This is a genomic window from Curtobacterium sp. UNCCL20 (assembly GCF_900101675.1).
Classification (GTDB): domain Bacteria; phylum Actinomycetota; class Actinomycetes; order Actinomycetales; family Microbacteriaceae; genus Curtobacterium.
This window is the reverse complement of record NZ_FNKG01000001.1, coordinates 276,983-291,745: the sequence shown is the minus strand read 5'-3', so window position 1 is coordinate 291,745 and position 14,763 is coordinate 276,983. Positions and strand designations below refer to the sequence as shown.

Below are 14,763 nucleotides of genomic sequence, written 5' to 3'. Positions count from 1 at the left end.
GCGTGGGAGTGGAACGATGACTGACTCCGTCTACGACATCTCCGCCGAGGGCGACGAGCCCGTCGCCGGATGGCACCCGGGTCGGCCCGGCAACGAGGTCGGTGGCCGCCGCGCGGCACGCCTCGCGGCCGCCGCTGCGCAGCAACCCACATCGCCCCACCCGGAGGCGCGGTTCACCCCGCACACGTCGGCTCCCGTCCACGACCTGTCGACTGGGACCGCCGCATGGCCGGCCCCGGCCGCGGCTCCGGCTCCGGCCGCGGCGCAGCCGGCCAGCGGCTGGCCCGCGTCGCAGTCCACCGGCAGCTGGCCCGCGCCCTCCGGGGACCCGGTCGCCGTGCCCGTCGCGCAGCCGCACACCGCGCCCGCGACGCCGCCCGCAGCCGTCCCGCCGTCGACCGCGTCCTACGGGTACGCCGACGCCGCGACCCAGCACCTGCCGGTCGTGCCCGCGGAACCGACCACGAGCCTCCAGGCCGTCCACGCCCCCACGTACGCGCCCGCACCCGACGGCCAGTCCGAGATCAACTTCACGCGCCACGCGCGTGAGGTTGCCGACCCCGACCTCATCACCGCGCTCGCGCAGGTGGTCTACCAGGGTGCCTCCGACCTCCACCTCACCGCCGACGCCGCCCCGACCGTGCGCGTCGACGGGTCCCTGCGTCCCGCCGTGCCCGGTGGCCCCTGGGCCCGCAACAAGGTCATCGCCGCGCTGAAGACCCTGCTGAGCGTCGAACAGGCCGGTCAGTTCGACCACGAGCAGGAACTCGACTTCGCGTACTCGCTGTCGCCCGAGTACCGCTTCCGCGTGAACTACTACCAGCAGCGCGGCAACTGGGGAGCGGCGTTCCGCATCATCCCCACGAAGATCAAGACGCTGAAGCAGCTCGGCATCCCCGACCACGTCGGCGAGTTCGCCAAGCTCCCCCGCGGGCTCGTCCTCGTCACCGGCCCCACCGGCTCCGGCAAGTCGACCACCCTCGCCGCCCTCATCGACCTCGTCAACGAGACCCGTGCCGACCACATCGTCACCGTCGAGGACCCGATCGAGTTCATGCACGACCACAAGAAGGCGATCATCAACCAGCGCGAGGTGGGTGCCGACACGCACTCCTTCGCCGCCGCACTCAAGCACGTGCTGCGCCAGGACCCCGACGTCATCCTCATCGGTGAGCTCCGCGACCTCGAGACCATCTCCGTCGCCCTCACCGCCGCCGAGACCGGCCACCTCGTGTTCGCGACGCTGCACACGCAGAGCGCACCCGGCACCATCGACCGTGTCATCGACGTCTTCCCGCCGCACCAGCAGGGACAGATCCGGACGCAGCTCGCCTCCACGCTCGAGGGCGTCGTCTGCCAGACCCTCGTGCCGAAGGCCAACGGTGCCGGCCGCGTCGTCGCCACCGAGATCATGAAGACCACCCCGGCCATCGGGAACCTCGTGCGCGAGGGCAAGACCTACCAGATCACCTCCGCCATGCAGGCCGGGCGTGACATGGGCATGCACACGATGGACCAGGACCTCGCCGAACTCGTCAACGTCGGCACCATCACGCGGAAGGCCGCGATGGAGAAGGTGCACGACCTCGAGGGCTTCGACCGGCTCGTCCAGCGTGTGGAGTCCCCGTCCGACTCCTCCGCCGCCGCCATCGCCGCCTCCGAGATCGACTTCGGCGACAAGTACTCAGGAGGCCACTGATGTCCCTCGCCTACGACTACCGCGGCCGCGACGGCGCCGGCAAGCTCGTCAAGGGACGGCTCGACGCGTCCTCCGAAGGTGCCGTCGTCCAGCGACTCCGCGGGATGGGCGTCTCGCCGATCGCCATCACCGAGGCCAAGGCCGGCACCGGGCTGCAGACCGAGATCAAGATCCCCGGGTTCGAGAAGGGCGTCGGCCTCAAGGACCTGGCGATCATGGCGCGGCAGGCCTCCACGATGCTGTCGTCCGGGCTCTCCCTGCTCCGGGCACTGTCGATCCTCGCCGACCAGACCGACAACAAGAAGCTCAAGGACATCCTCGGGAAGGTCCGAGACGACGTCGAACGTGGCGTCTCGTTCTCGGACGCCGTGGCGAAGTACCCGGTGGACTTCCCGCCGATCATGATCAACATGATCCGGGCGGGGGAGACCGGCGGCTTCCTCGACCAGGCCATGGACTCGATCGCGACGAACTTCGAGAAAGAGCACAAGCTCCGGTCGACGATCAAGTCGGCGATGACGTACCCGGTGGTCGTGCTGTGCATGTCACTGCTCGCGGTCGTGATCATGCTCATCTTCATCGTGCCGATCTTCCAGAACATGTTCGCGTCCCTCGGTGGGCAGCTTCCGCTGCCGACGATGATGCTCGTGTGGTTGTCCCACGCCATGGTCTACGTCGGACCAGTGCTCGCAGTCGCCATCGTCGTGGGCTGGTTCTGGTGGCGCGCGAACAAGAACACCGACCGAGTCCGCGGCGCCCTCGACCCACTCAAGCTCCGACTGCCCGTATTCGGGCAGCTGAACCGCAAGATCGTCATGGCACGGTTCGCTCGGAACCTCTCGAACATGATCGGGGCCGGTGTGCCCATCCTCGAGGCGCTGCAGATCGCAGGACAGGTATCGAACAACATCGTTGTCGAGCGCGCACTCCAGCGTGTTTCGGAATCGGTTCGAAAAGGTGAATCAATCGCCGCCCCGCTTGAGCGGGAAAATGTATTCCCGACCATGGTCGCGCAAATGATTGCAGTCGGCGAAGACGCTGGTTCGATGGAATTGATGCTCGAGCGGATCGCAGTCTTCTACGACAATGAGGTAGAGGCGTCGACCGAGGCCCTGACATCCCTCATCGAGCCGCTCCTCATCGGGTTCCTCGGCGTCGTGGTGGGCGGCATGATCGTCGCCCTCTACCTGCCGATCTTCCAGATCTCCTCGCTCGTCAAGTAGCACGGCGCTATTCCTGACCCTCAAGCGGGGGCGAATTCTGAGATGCCACCCCCGGTAGTGGGGGTATTTCGCTCCCCGATTGACCCCCGTTCTCGGGATTATGCCCGGAAAACGCTCTGAATACGCTTGTCACCGGCGGCGGAGCAGTCCCCGGCACAATCCCCATTGCATCCCAGAAGAATGGAAACCACCATGTACTTCGCTCTCATGGGCAAGCTCGACGCTCGCCGCAAGGGCCTCCTCGAGGACAAGGAGAAGGGCTTCACGCTCATCGAGCTCCTGGTCGTCGTGATCATCATCGGCATCCTCGCCGCGATCGCCATCCCGGTGTACCTCGGCGTGCAGAACAACGCCAAGGACTCCAGCGCGAAGTCCGACGTGTCGAACTTCAAGACCGCGGTCGTCGCGATCCAGTCGTCGACTGGTTCCCTTCCGGTCTCTGGTACCTACGGCACCGGCACCGGAGCTACGGCTCTGACGACGGACCTTAAGAGCGCCGGTGCAAGCCTCAGCGGCAACACGACCACCATCGCCTACACCACGGGTGGCACCACGGCTGCGCCGACTTTCTGCATCCAGGGGACCAGCGCGACGACCAAGAACTTCAAGGCGACCGACACTGCCGGCGTCACCGAGGGCACCTGCCCGTAATAGTGCTTCTTCAGACGACGGGCCGTGACGTGCGTCACGGCCCGTCGTTGCACCGCCCTTATCCGCGCGCGCCCGAGAGAGGCTGAACATGCTGCTGCGCATCGTCGACCGCCTCCGTGCGGCCCGCGAGTCCGAAGCGGGCTTCTCGATCATCGAGGTGATGGTCGCGATGACCGTCTTCGCGATGATCGCCGCCGGAGTCGCCGCGGGCATCGTCGCGACGATGTACCTCACGCAGGACAACCGCTCTCGTGAGGCAGCACTGAACCTGGCGAACCAGGCACTCGACGCGGCGCGCAGCACGAAGGACGTCTTCACGCTCGACGACGACACGTCGTCGCAGAAGGTCGGCAACCAGGCCTACACGATCACGCAGACCACCAACTGGATCAACTCCGACGGCTCGGACAACTCCTGCGGTGCCGGATCAGGGGTCCTCGCGTACAAGCGGGTCTCGATCTCGGTCTCGTGGACGAGCGGTACCTCGCCGCAGCAGAAGAACGTCGTCCTCGACTCCCTGATCGCACCGCCGTCCGCAGTCTCGAGCGCCTCCGCTTCGACGATCGTCGTCGGTGTGCGGACGGCCAACGGCGGCCCGAACACCGGCGTCGCCGTCACCATCACCCCGATCTCGGGGGGTGCGACGAGTCTCTCGAACCCTCCGGCCACGACGGACGCGAACGGCTGCAGCTACGCCGTGGGTGTGACGCCCGGAACGTACCGGGTCGCGATCGGCAAGTCCGGGAACATCGATCCGGACGGGACCGCTGCTCCGTTCGTCAACGTCACGACGTCTCCCGGCGGCGTTGGGAACAAGACGTTCCTCTACGACCAGGCGCTGACGGTCACGTCGGGCAGCCCGCTCAACCTGAAGGACGGTGGGGCGGCCAAGCTCCCGACCTCCCTCCCCATGACGTACGTCTACAACGACACGGTCAAGACGTTCACGACGACGACGGCCACGCTGTTCCCGTACGCATGGACGGCCCTCGCCGGCACCTACTCGCCGACGACGTGCCCGAACGTCAACCCCAACAAGTGGCCGACCGCGAACAACCTCGCCGTGTCGCCGAACATCTTCTACGCGGTGGACGGAACGACCCCGGGCTTCAACCCGATCACGGCGACCACCGCGACTGCCAGAGCTCCGATGGGGATCTTCAACGTCAAGATGACCGGCTCGGACACCACGCTCGTCGCGACGGTGAAGAACACCACCGCGGTACCGAACGGCGACCCGGGGTGCGCCGCCACGACGTACACGTTCACCGGTCTGAGCTCCGCGGCGACGACCGCCATCGCCCTGCCCTTCGGCACGTGGACCCTCAACAGCACCACCAGCGGTGGCGGCCAGTCCACCGGTAGGTCACCGGTGGTTAGCGCGAGCCCGAACGCGACGAACCTCCTGTTCACGTCCTCCGGCAACGTGGTGACCCTGGACCCCCGAACGGTGCCTACCTCGTGATCATCGCGATGAAGCAGCTCGCCGCGCGTGCGCATCGCGAGGAGCGCGGGCTCACCCTGGTCGAGCTCCTGGTGGCGATGACGCTCTCGTTGATCGTCCTGACCGTCGCCGGTTCGTTCCTCGTCTCGTCGCAGAAGGCGTCGGTCACCGCCAGCTCGGTGAGCCAGAACACCCGGATCGCTTCGGTCGCGATGAACGAGATGGGGCGCGTACTCCGCGCTGCGACGGACAACCCGGTCCCCACTGGCGACGACTCCCAGTACGCGTTCCAGTACGCCAGTGCCACCTCGATCCGGTTCTTCGCCTACGTGAACCTCGAGTCGACGCTCTCCCAGCCGGTCGAGGTGCAGCTGACACTCGATCCGGTTGCCAAGACGATCACCGAGACGAAGTGGGTCGGGACCGCGGTCTCCGGTAACTCCGCCTACTACTCCTTCCCGCTCGCCACCGGTGCGACCCTCACCTCGACGCCGACTTCGAAGCGGATCCTGGCCTCGACCGTCGCGAGTACGACGGCGTTCACGTTCTCGGACTCGGACGGGGACCCGCTCGGCGCGTCCGGGGCGGTCGCTCCGTCTGACCTGCCGAACATCCGCTCGGTCGGGGTGTTCGTGGCCATCGGCTCGAGCGCGACCGACCCCAACCGTGTGACGCTGACGAACACCGCCAGCCTGCCCAACATCGTGATGGGAGCCTCGTGATGATCCGCCTGTTGCGGTCCCGACTGTCCGTCGCTGCCCGTGTACGCGATGACGAGCGCGGGTTCGCCCTCGTGGCCGTCGTCGGGATCGGGACGGTCGTGATGCTGCTCGTCGCGACGATGGTGGCCATCGCGACCTCGGGTGCCCGTGTGACATCGACCGACCGTGCGTGGAACCGGGCGATCGCGGCGGCCTACGCGGGAGTCGCGGACTACCAGGCCCGGCTCAACGCCGACAACACCTACGGCAACTACGGACAGTCGAGCGCCCCGTTCAGCGCGGCGTCGGGCAGCACCTTCACGAAGGGAGTCGGTGGGAATCCCGCGTTCAACTACCAGTCCGGCCAATCGTGGGTGACCGTGCCGACAGGCGACGGCACCGGGAGCGACTCGTCGTACCGGTACGCAGTCGACAACAGCAAGCTGTCCTCGCAGGGTGTCATCCGCCTCCAGTCCACCGGACGGTCGGGGACGACGACGAGGACGGTCATCGCCAACGTCCGCCCCGACGGGTTCTCGAACTACCTGTACTTCACGAACTACGAGTCCGGTGACCCCACGGTGACGAACGAGAAGGCCTCCACCGCGCTCGGCGCTCCGGCCTGCACGACGGCGTACCGCACGTCCGCGACGAGTTCGACGTGCGACCAGATCCAGTTCGGATCGAACGACGTCCTCGAGGGGCCGGTCAGGTCGAACGACCAGATCAAGGTGTGTGGCGCGCAGTTCAAGAGCACCGTCCAGAGTGCGCTGGGCGTCACGAGCAGCGGGTGCGCGGTGGGGCGCTACGCCTCGAACCCGACGACCTCGTCCACGCTCGTCCCTCCTGCCACGATCGGCAACCTCCGTGACTCGACACGGACCGACCTCCCGGCCACCACGGGCACGGTCGAGGGCGCCGGCTGCCTGTACACGGGGCCGACGAAGATCACGTTCAACGGCAATGGCACGATGACGGTTCGATCCCCGATGACGATCACGACACAGGTCACCGGGGCGACACCGACAGCGGGAGCGCAGATCACCGGGAGCGGGGACCCTTCGGCCGCTGCGACCAAGTGCGGCGCAGTGACGGCCCTCCGAAGCGCGACGGGTGCGACCATTCCGATCCCGAAGAACAACATCGTCTACGTGCAGAACGAGCCGTCGGCGCGTCCCACCGGGACCACACCGGATCCGAACTCGTGGAACGACTCGACGATGAAGAGCACGCCCACGGCCTGCTCCGGCACGGCGCCATCCATGGGGTCGAACAGCGCGACCTCGCTCAAGTCCAACGGAGTGGGGTTCCCCTACGTTGGTAGCACGACCGCCACGTCGGAAACGGACCCGACCGCGGGCGCCGGCACTGCCGTCACCAACCCGTACGGGTGCGACCGCGGTGATGCCTTCGTCCAGGGCACGGTGGACAAAGCCGTCACGATCGCGGCCGAGAACTACCTTTACGTCACGGGTGACATCAGGTACCCGACCACTCGTTCGGCGTCCACGGTGCTCGGGCTCATCGGGCAGCGCGCGGTCTGGGTGTGGAACCCGATCAACCCGAACAACGGTGCCATCCTCCCGAGTGATCGTGAGATCGACGCGGCCATCCTGTCCAACACCGGGACGTTCGTGGTGCAGAACTGGACGCGTGGGTCCACCGCCGGGCGCGGCACGCTCACCGTGAACGGGTCCATCGCGCAGAACTTCCGCGGCGCCGTCGGTCTCGCCAGCGGGCAGGGCTACGACAAGGGCTACCGCTTCGACTCGAGCCTGTCGACGTACACGCCGCCGAAGTTCCCGCAGCCCACCGTCACCACCTACCGGGTTGCGTCCCAGGTCGAGTCGAAGACCGCGTACGACGCGAACGGAGCTCCTGTCTCATGACGAGTTCCCTGACCCAGCTCTGGCCGGTCCTCGCGGGCTTCGGCGCAGTGTTCGGCCTCGCCATCGGATCGTTCCTCAACGTCGTCGTCCACCGTGTCCCAGCCGGGCTGTCTGTCGTCAGCCCGCCGTCGGCATGCCCCAAGTGCGACCGCCCCATCCGTGGCGCCGACAACGTCCCGGTGCTGTCGTGGTTCAGGCTCCGCGGGCGGTGCCGTGACTGCGCGCTGCCGATCTCGGTCCGGTACCCGGTCGTCGAGGCGGCGACCGGTCTGTTGTTCCTGGCGGTCGTCCTCCGGTTCCTCCCCTCTGCGGCAACTGGCGCGGCGGTCATCGGTCACTCGCTCGTCCTCATCGCGCTGCTCTACCTGATGGCGGTGAGCGTCGCGCTCACCCTCATCGACCTCGACACGCACACGCTGCCCAACCGCATCGTCCTGCCGATGTACCCCGTCCTGGCCGTCCTGCTCCTGGTTTCGAGTGCGCTCACCGGCGACTGGGCGGCAGCGCTGCGGGGCCTCGGCGGCCTGGCGCTCCTCGGCGGTGTGTACCTCGCGCTGGCGGTCGCAGTGCCCCGCGGGATGGGCTTCGGTGACGTGAAGCTCGCCGGAGCGCTGGGGCTCGTGCTGGCGTACCTCGGATGGGGACCCCTCGCTGTGGGTGCTTTCGGCGCGTTCCTCCTCGGAGGTACCTTCGGCATCGTCCTCCTCGCGATCCGCCGGGCCGGTCGGTCGACCGGGATCCCGTTCGGCCCGTGGATGCTCCTCGGCGCGTGGGTGGGCGCGTTCGCAGGCGCCCCGATCTGGGACGCCTACCTCCGTCTCCTCGGCCTCGTTTGACAGCCCGGCTACTCCTCCCCACCCCAAGCACCATTCGGAAGGCACACGACATGGCGAAGCACATCGTCGGCATCGACATCGGCGCGGAGACCATCCGTGCGGTCGAGGTCGCCGACGCGGGCAAGGCGCAGCCGGCGATCCTCCGGGTCGCCGAGGTCCCGGTGCCGACCGGTGCGACGAAGCACGGTGAGGTCCTCGAAGCCAACACCGTCGCGGGTGCGCTCCGGCAGCTCTGGTCGCTCGGTCGATTCAAGACCAAGGACGTCGTGCTCGGCATGGGCAACCAGCGAGTGCTGTCACGGGACCTGACCGTCCCCAGTGCTCCCCTGGCCCAGATCCGGGAGTCGTTGCCCTTCCAGGTGCAGGACATGCTCCCGGTGCCCGTCGGTGATGCGATCCTCGACTTCTACCCGACCGGAGAGGGCTTCGACGAGAACGGCCCCGTCGTGCACGGCCTCCTGGTGGCAGCGATCAAGGACGCTGTCCTCGCGAACGTCCGTGCCGCCGAGCTCGCCGGTCTGAAGCCCGTCGGAGTCGACCTCATCCCGTTCGCCCTGACGCGGGTCCTTGCGCCGCGGGTCGCCGGCTCGGGGACGGTCGCGATCGTCGACTGCGGCGGCAACACGACGTCGGTGGTGGTCGCCCACGAGGGTGTCCCGAAGTTTGTGCGCATCATCCCGACCGGGGGAGACGACATTACGAAGACCATCGCGGCGCGGCTCGACATCGCAGTGCCGGAGGCCGAGGTCGTCAAACGGCACTTCGGGCTCGTCGGGCAGACGCGCACTCCCGATGACGCGCGCGCCGTGGCGGTCATCCGCGAGACTGTCTCTGAACTCCTGACCAGCATCCGCAACACGGTCAGCTACTACGTCAACACGCGACCTGAGGAACCCGTCCTCAGCATCGTTCTCGTGGGCGGCGGTTCCGCCCTTCCCGGGCTCGCCGAAGGACTCGGAGCGGTCGCTGGCATCCCGGTGTCGCTCGGGGATCCCTTCGCCTCGGCGCGGACCGGGCGCGCGATCACCCCGGAGGTCCTGCGCGAGCACGGCGCCTCGATCTCGGTCGCATGGAGTCTGGCCGTGGGAGGTCGAGCGGCATGACCAAGGTCATCGAGAGCGGCAGCCGACGCGCTCCGGGCGTCAAGGCCAAGCGACGCCCTGCGCCTGAGTCTCAGGTCCTGCAGGACGCGGTCCAGCGGAGCAAGGGTGCTCGGACGCTCGTCATCGGCGGTCCGCCGCGCGTGGACTTGCTCCCGACCGAAGTGCACACGAGCCGTCGGGACAGGGCGGTGGTCCGGCGTGCGTGGGCTGGGGTCGTCGTGGTCGCCGTCGGCGTCGCCGTCGTCACCGGCTGGGCAGCGACATCCCGGATGGCGGCCGAGCAGGACCTGACCGCCGCACAGGGCGAGACGTCGGCGCTCCTCCAGCAGCAACTGCAGTTCAGGGACGTCCGCTCGACCGAGAGTGCCACCTCGCTGCTCAAGGCTGCGCAGCAGGTGGGCGGCTCGACGGAGGTCGATTGGTCGGACACGCTGCAGTCCGTGCAGTCGAAGCTCCCCGGCGGTGTGCAGATCACGGGCGTGACGATCGATTCGGCGTCAGCGACCGAGGCGTACGCCCAGTCGGACGACCCGTTGCAGGGACAGCGCATCGCGACGCTGACCTTCGACGCGAAGAGTGCGACGCTCCCCTCGATCCCCGCGTGGCTCACCGCGGTCGGCGGGGTCAAGGGATTCGTCGACGCGAACGCGAACTCGGTCGCACGCGCGGACGACGGAAGCGGCTTTTCCGTCAACATGACGATCCACCTGAACGAGAAGTCGTTCGACGCCGTGTACTCCGCGAAGAAGGGCTGACATGTCTCGGAACCGGATGAGTCTCATCCTCGCGCTCCTCGCGATGGCGGCCGTCGCCGTCGGGGGGTTCTTCCTCGCCGTGCAGCCGCAGCTCACACAGGCCGCCGTCGCGCGGACACAGACCGAGACGGTCAACCAGTCGAACGACGCGAACCGCACCGAACTCGCGCGACTCAAGACGCAGGCGGCAAAACTGCCGGCGATGAAGCAGGAACTGTCCTCGCTGACCGCGTCGGTGCCAGCGGACGCCGACGTGCCGGCCTTCATCAACGAACTGGACTCGGTCGCGGCAGCCTCCGGGATGCAGGTCTCATCGTTCACTTCCGGCGACGCAACCGCCTACGCGCCGGCGGCAGCCGCGACCAACGGGTCGGCCGCGGCCGGTTCGACGGCGGCGCCGAGCGCCAGCGCGGAACCCTCCGCTTCGGCGACCGCGGCGGCTCCTGCGGCCCCGACAGCACCGTCGGTCGTCACGAACGCTGCGATCACCGGTCAGAACTTCTCGATCATCCCGGTCACCGTGGCGGTCGACGGGTCCTTCGACCAGGCCCTCTCGTTCGTGAAGGGCGTCCAGAACGGTCAGCGACTGTTCCTCATCACGACGATCGCCTCTGCCGAGAAGAGTGGCGATGACGGCGGGACGACCTCCTCGTCGACATGGACCTTCGGTGGCTTCATCTACGTTCTCGACACGACACCGACCCCAGCGGCGGCGACCTCCACCAACGGCTGATCCGCCGCTCGAGACCACCGCTCCACCCGCCCCACCAACTGGGGCCCACCGCGCCACGCCGAGCCCACTTCCGCGACGCCTGTCGCTGTGCTTACGATGCTCCTGACGCCGCACTCGCGGCTGCTCACCCCCTTCTCGAACGGTCGGCTCGAACCGGCCGTTCCTCGTCGTGCCCGGAGTCGCGCGTGTTGTCTGGAATCGTGGAATTCCTCGGCTGGTTCGGAGCCGTAACCGTCCTTGCTGGTTACATTCTCTTCTCGACGGGCAAGCTGCCGAACGGCCCCGTCTACCAACTCTTCAACCTCGTCGGTGGTCTCGCCGTCGCAGTCAACGTCGCCGCCCACCACGCCATCCCGTCGACGATCGTGAACGGCATCTGGGCCGTCGTCGCGGTGGTCGTCCTCATCAAGATGGCGAACGCCCGACGAGCCGCCGCGCAGAGCGACGGCCAGTCCGAGCAGGACGAGCAACCAGTCCTGCACACCGAGCCGGCGGCGACGACGGCGGTCCTCCCCATCATCGGTCCGGCGCTCCGCGACCACGAGCCGGAGGCGACGGGCGACGCGGACGCCACCACGGGCCTCCAGGCAGCAGCGCAGCCCGCCCCGACTGCCGCCGCCCCGATGACGGAGTCCATCCCGGTCATCACGGCGACGATCGCCCTCGCGCTCGTCGCAGCAGCCCAGGAGCAGCACGCACAGCAGGAGCAGCAGGAGCAGCACCAGCCGCACCACGCGGACCCGACCCACGCCTGACCCTCCCAGCGATACGATCGCCGCATGTCCCGGTGGTTGATCGCGACGATGACGTCGGTGCTCTTCATCGCGCTCGTCATCGCGGTGACGGGCTTCGAAGCGCTGCTCGCCGACGTCGAGGTCATCTCGCAGCCGGACGCGACCCCGTACCTTGGCCCCGCGATGGTGCTCGGCGGCGCCGTGGTGGTCTTCCTCGCGACCGGGGTCGGCGCGCGCGAGGGCAACCCGGGCGTCACGGGCCTCGTGGCCGCGGCGACGTCCTACCTCGTCATGCTCGGTGTCGGCGCGGTCGGCTACGCGCTGATCCGAGACGACGTCACCGAGCTGCTGGTGTTCCCCGCCGGGTACGCGCTCGGCCCGTTCGTCGTCGGCTCGGTCGTCGTCGCGCTGGTGAGCGTCGTGGGCGGTGTCGCGATGGCCCGGCACCAGGCGCGAGAGTCGCAACCGCAGGCGCCGGAGGTCGACTCTCCGCGGGTCTCGCCCGGCCCGGGCGATGACGGTGCGCGCCGGTAGTCTTCAGGCAGGAACACGCGCCAGCACCAGCACGACGGGGGACCGATGACCGACCAGCAGCAGGCCGACGGATGGGGATCCGTCCCGAGCGTCGACTCGATCTCGGGCACGCGCGGAGCGCCCATCCCGATCGCGGCGTCGGCACCGGGTGCACCCCTGCAGCCTCCCGCGCCCCGTCCGCGACGGAAGCTCCGCCGCGGCACACTCGTCGGCATCATCGCCGGCGGCGCGGCGGTCGTCCTGATCCTGGTGGCCGGTGTGGTCGGTTACTCGGTCGGCACGGCCTCGCACTCGGCCGACCGTCCGGTGCGCGCCTTCCTCGACGACCTCACGGCGGGCAAGGTCGACGCAGCGCTCAGCGATGCGGGCATCGACCACGACAAGAGCGACGTGCTGCTGACCGACGCCGCGTACAAGAAGGCGACGGGCCGCGTCACCGGGTACCGCATCGCCGCGACCCGCGACGACGGCGACACCGCGACGGTGACGGCCTACCTGCGGCAGGCCGGGCGCGACGTCTCCTCGACCTTCACGCTCGACAAGACGGGGACCGAGTGGGGGGTCTTCCCGGTGTGGGAGCTCCAGGCCCCGAAGCTCGGCTCGGTGTCCGTGCGCGTGGACGGACCGTCCGGTGCGAAGCTCCTGGTGGCTGGCCAGTCGGTCACCACCTCGAAGGACGGCACTGCGTCCCTGACGGCACTGCCCGGCGCGTACGACGTCGCGCTCGACGGCGGCAAGTGGTACTCGGCCGGCGCCACGACGGCGACGGTGGCGGGCTTCGGCGCGGCCGGGTCGACGCCGGTGTCGATGACGACGAAGCTGACGGCGGCAGGGGAGCAGTCGGCCAAGGCCGCCGTGGACGCCTGGGTCGACGGGTGCATCGCCTCGACCGACGCGGCGCCGAAGGGCTGCAGCTTCTACGCCTACGGCGAGGACTCCGCGTACACGTACACGAACCAGAAGTGGACGCTCGACACCCGTCCGACGGTCGCGATCGGCGGGTGGCTCTCCAGCGGCTGGCTCGTCTCGACGACGACGTTCGGCCGTGCGACGTTCACGGCGGACATCGCGGGCGCCGGCGGGGTCGGAACGGCCTCGGCGGGCCCGATGAACGTCAACGCCAGCGGGTACATCACGGGCTTCACCGACAAGGGCGCGACGTTCCGGTCGGCCATCGGCAACGGATCCTCCGACACCGGGTCCTGACGCGGCGGCAGCCCGTCGGGCCGGCACCGAGCGACGGGCCTGGAGGCGCGGCGCAGCTCCGCCGGGCACGCGCGCCGGTGCGTGTGGCCGGTTCCGGCGTCGCGCCCCGCGCGCCGGGCGACCAGGGCGCCGGACGGGTGTTCGCCCAGGGCGGTCCCCACGGGCCTCCAGGGCGACGCGCCCGGATTGATTTCGGGAGGGTGCGCAGGTAGTCTCTTCTGGGTGTGCGCCCTAAGGCGCGCCCGAAAAACTCCGGTCTGACCGACGGTCGACCGGACTCCGTCCCCCTCTCGTCGTCCGCCGTCAGGCGGTGATCAGCGTGGGACGAGGAAGCCGGCGGTCCGCGTCGGCCAGAGAACACGAGCAGGACCAGGAGAACAGTTGCCTACTATTCAGCAGCTCGTTCGCAAGGGTCGTTCGCCGAAGGTCACCAAGACCAAGGCGCCCGCCCTGAAGGCGAACCCCCAGCAGCGTGGTGTGTGCACCCGCGTCTACACGACCACCCCGAAGAAGCCGAACTCCGCCCTGCGCAAGGTCGCTCGTGTGAAGCTCTCCAACGGCACCGAGGTCACGGCCTACATCCCCGGTGAGGGCCACAACCTCCAGGAGCACTCGATGGTGCTCGTCCGTGGCGGTCGTGTGAAGGACCTCCCCGGTGTCCGCTACAAGATCATCCGCGGCGCGCTCGACACGCAGGCCGTGAAGAACCGTAAGCAGGCTCGTAGCCGCTACGGCGCGAAGAAGGGTTGAGCCAATGCCTCGTAAGGGTCCCGCCCCCAAGCGTCCCGTCGTCGCAGACCCGGTCTACGGCGCACCGATCGTCAGCCAGCTCGTGAACAAGATCCTGCTGGACGGCAAGAAGGGTCTCGCCGAGCGCATCGTCTACGACGCACTCGAAGGCGTTTCCGCCAAGAACCAGCAGGACGCCGTCGCGACGCTCAAGAAGGCGCTCGACAACGTCCGTCCGACCCTCGAGGTCCGCAGCCGCCGCGTCGGTGGCTCGACCTACCAGGTGCCGGTCGAGGTCAAGCCGCACCGCGCGAACACCCTCGCGCTCCGCTGGCTCACCTCGTACGCCAAGGCCCGTCGCGAGAAGACGATGACCGAGCGTCTCATGAACGAGATCCTCGACGCGTCGAACGGTCTCGGTGCCGCGGTCAAGCGCCGTGAGGACACGCACAAGATGGCCGAATCGAACAAGGCCTTCGCCCACTACCGCTGGTAAGTCCGGCCGGTAGTCCCGGTACCGTCCGGG

The 14,763-nt window shown here is 68.5% G+C and carries 15 protein-coding genes; all 15 read left to right on the top strand.

The features are described 5' to 3' along the window. Nucleotides 1-16: 16 nt before the first annotated feature. The 15 genes from BLT36_RS01405 (at nucleotide 17) to rpsG (ending at nucleotide 14,733) form a co-directional block, all read left to right on the top strand. Complete coding sequence (locus BLT36_RS01405; RefSeq protein WP_092091263.1) at nucleotides 17-1,699, top strand: type IV pilus twitching motility protein PilT; 1,683 nt, start codon at nucleotides 17-19, stop codon at nucleotides 1,697-1,699. Further along, nucleotides 1,699-2,922 (top strand): type II secretion system F family protein, encoded by a 1,224-nt coding sequence (locus BLT36_RS01400; protein WP_092091261.1) that lies wholly within the window; start codon nucleotides 1,699-1,701, stop codon nucleotides 2,920-2,922. The genes BLT36_RS01405 and BLT36_RS01400 overlap by 1 nt, the downstream gene beginning before the upstream one ends. 192 nt (nucleotides 2,923-3,114) lie before the next feature. Beyond that, complete coding sequence (locus BLT36_RS19095; protein WP_092091259.1) at nucleotides 3,115-3,573, top strand: type II secretion system protein; 459 nt, start codon at nucleotides 3,115-3,117, stop codon at nucleotides 3,571-3,573. Between the two features lie 88 nt (nucleotides 3,574-3,661). Next, nucleotides 3,662-5,038: a type IV pilus modification PilV family protein gene (locus BLT36_RS01390; protein WP_092091257.1), complete on the top strand. Its 1,377-nt coding sequence runs from the start codon at nucleotides 3,662-3,664 to the stop codon at nucleotides 5,036-5,038. After that, nucleotides 5,035-5,739 (top strand): PulJ/GspJ family protein, encoded by a 705-nt coding sequence (locus BLT36_RS01385; protein WP_092091255.1) that lies wholly within the window; start codon nucleotides 5,035-5,037, stop codon nucleotides 5,737-5,739. Before BLT36_RS01390 ends, BLT36_RS01385 begins: the two co-directional genes overlap by 4 nt. Next, nucleotides 5,739-7,607: a hypothetical protein gene (locus tag BLT36_RS01380; RefSeq protein WP_092091253.1), complete on the top strand. Its 1,869-nt coding sequence runs from the start codon at nucleotides 5,739-5,741 to the stop codon at nucleotides 7,605-7,607. Before BLT36_RS01385 ends, BLT36_RS01380 begins: the two co-directional genes overlap by 1 nt. After that, nucleotides 7,604-8,443 (top strand): prepilin peptidase, encoded by an 840-nt coding sequence (locus BLT36_RS01375; RefSeq protein WP_092091251.1) that lies wholly within the window; start codon nucleotides 7,604-7,606, stop codon nucleotides 8,441-8,443. Before BLT36_RS01380 ends, BLT36_RS01375 begins: the two co-directional genes overlap by 4 nt. 50 nt (nucleotides 8,444-8,493) lie before the next feature. Continuing rightward, on the top strand, nucleotides 8,494-9,546 hold the full coding sequence (gene pilM, locus BLT36_RS01370; RefSeq protein WP_092091249.1) for a type IV pilus assembly protein PilM: 1,053 nt from the start codon (nucleotides 8,494-8,496) through the stop codon (nucleotides 9,544-9,546). Beyond that, complete coding sequence (locus tag BLT36_RS01365) at nucleotides 9,543-10,301, top strand: hypothetical protein (RefSeq protein ID WP_092091247.1); 759 nt, start codon at nucleotides 9,543-9,545, stop codon at nucleotides 10,299-10,301. Before pilM ends, BLT36_RS01365 begins: the two co-directional genes overlap by 4 nt. 1 nt (nucleotide 10,302) lies before the next feature. Continuing rightward, a complete protein-coding gene (gene pilO / locus BLT36_RS01360) occupies nucleotides 10,303-11,034 on the top strand; it encodes a type 4a pilus biogenesis protein PilO (RefSeq protein WP_092091245.1) in 732 nt (243 codons plus the stop codon). A 200-nt stretch (nucleotides 11,035-11,234) separates the two neighbouring features. Next, the gene (locus BLT36_RS01355; RefSeq protein ID WP_092091243.1) at nucleotides 11,235-11,789 is read left to right on the top strand and encodes a CBU_0592 family membrane protein; all 555 of its coding nucleotides are present in this window, start codon (nucleotides 11,235-11,237) and stop codon (nucleotides 11,787-11,789) included. A 24-nt stretch (nucleotides 11,790-11,813) separates the two neighbouring features. Continuing rightward, complete coding sequence (locus tag BLT36_RS01350) at nucleotides 11,814-12,302, top strand: DUF6121 family protein (RefSeq protein ID WP_092091241.1); 489 nt, start codon at nucleotides 11,814-11,816, stop codon at nucleotides 12,300-12,302. Nucleotides 12,303-12,347: 45 nt separating this feature from the next. Continuing rightward, on the top strand, nucleotides 12,348-13,508 hold the full coding sequence (locus BLT36_RS01345) for a hypothetical protein (protein ID WP_092091239.1): 1,161 nt from the start codon (nucleotides 12,348-12,350) through the stop codon (nucleotides 13,506-13,508). A 381-nt stretch (nucleotides 13,509-13,889) separates the two neighbouring features. Next, entirely contained in the window at nucleotides 13,890-14,258 is a 369-nt protein-coding gene (gene rpsL, locus BLT36_RS01340; protein WP_071292552.1) for a 30S ribosomal protein S12, read from the top strand. Between the two features lie 4 nt (nucleotides 14,259-14,262). Continuing rightward, the gene (gene rpsG / locus BLT36_RS01335; RefSeq protein ID WP_058728452.1) at nucleotides 14,263-14,733 is read left to right on the top strand and encodes a 30S ribosomal protein S7; all 471 of its coding nucleotides are present in this window, start codon (nucleotides 14,263-14,265) and stop codon (nucleotides 14,731-14,733) included. Nucleotides 14,734-14,763 lie beyond the last annotated feature (30 nt).

Bases quoted from the DNA above. Each gene is read 5' to 3' on its own strand.
- BLT36_RS01405 (WP_092091263.1), top strand. From the start codon at position 17: ATGACTGACTCCGTCTACGACATCTCCGCCGAGGGCGACGAGCCCGTC.
- BLT36_RS01400 (WP_092091261.1), top strand. From the start codon at position 1,699: ATGTCCCTCGCCTACGACTACCGCGGCCGCGACGGCGCCGGCAAGCTC.
- BLT36_RS19095 (WP_092091259.1), top strand. From the start codon at position 3,115: ATGTACTTCGCTCTCATGGGCAAGCTCGACGCTCGCCGCAAGGGCCTC.
- BLT36_RS01390 (WP_092091257.1), top strand. From the start codon at position 3,662: ATGCTGCTGCGCATCGTCGACCGCCTCCGTGCGGCCCGCGAGTCCGAA.
- BLT36_RS01380 (WP_092091253.1), top strand. From the start codon at position 5,739: ATGATCCGCCTGTTGCGGTCCCGACTGTCCGTCGCTGCCCGTGTACGC.
- BLT36_RS01375 (WP_092091251.1), top strand. From the start codon at position 7,604: ATGACGAGTTCCCTGACCCAGCTCTGGCCGGTCCTCGCGGGCTTCGGC.
- pilM (WP_092091249.1), top strand. From the start codon at position 8,494: ATGGCGAAGCACATCGTCGGCATCGACATCGGCGCGGAGACCATCCGT.
- BLT36_RS01365 (WP_092091247.1), top strand. From the start codon at position 9,543: ATGACCAAGGTCATCGAGAGCGGCAGCCGACGCGCTCCGGGCGTCAAG.
- pilO (WP_092091245.1), top strand. From the start codon at position 10,303: ATGTCTCGGAACCGGATGAGTCTCATCCTCGCGCTCCTCGCGATGGCG.
- BLT36_RS01350 (WP_092091241.1), top strand. From the start codon at position 11,814: ATGTCCCGGTGGTTGATCGCGACGATGACGTCGGTGCTCTTCATCGCG.
- BLT36_RS01345 (WP_092091239.1), top strand. From the start codon at position 12,348: ATGACCGACCAGCAGCAGGCCGACGGATGGGGATCCGTCCCGAGCGTC.
- rpsG (WP_058728452.1), top strand. From the start codon at position 14,263: ATGCCTCGTAAGGGTCCCGCCCCCAAGCGTCCCGTCGTCGCAGACCCG.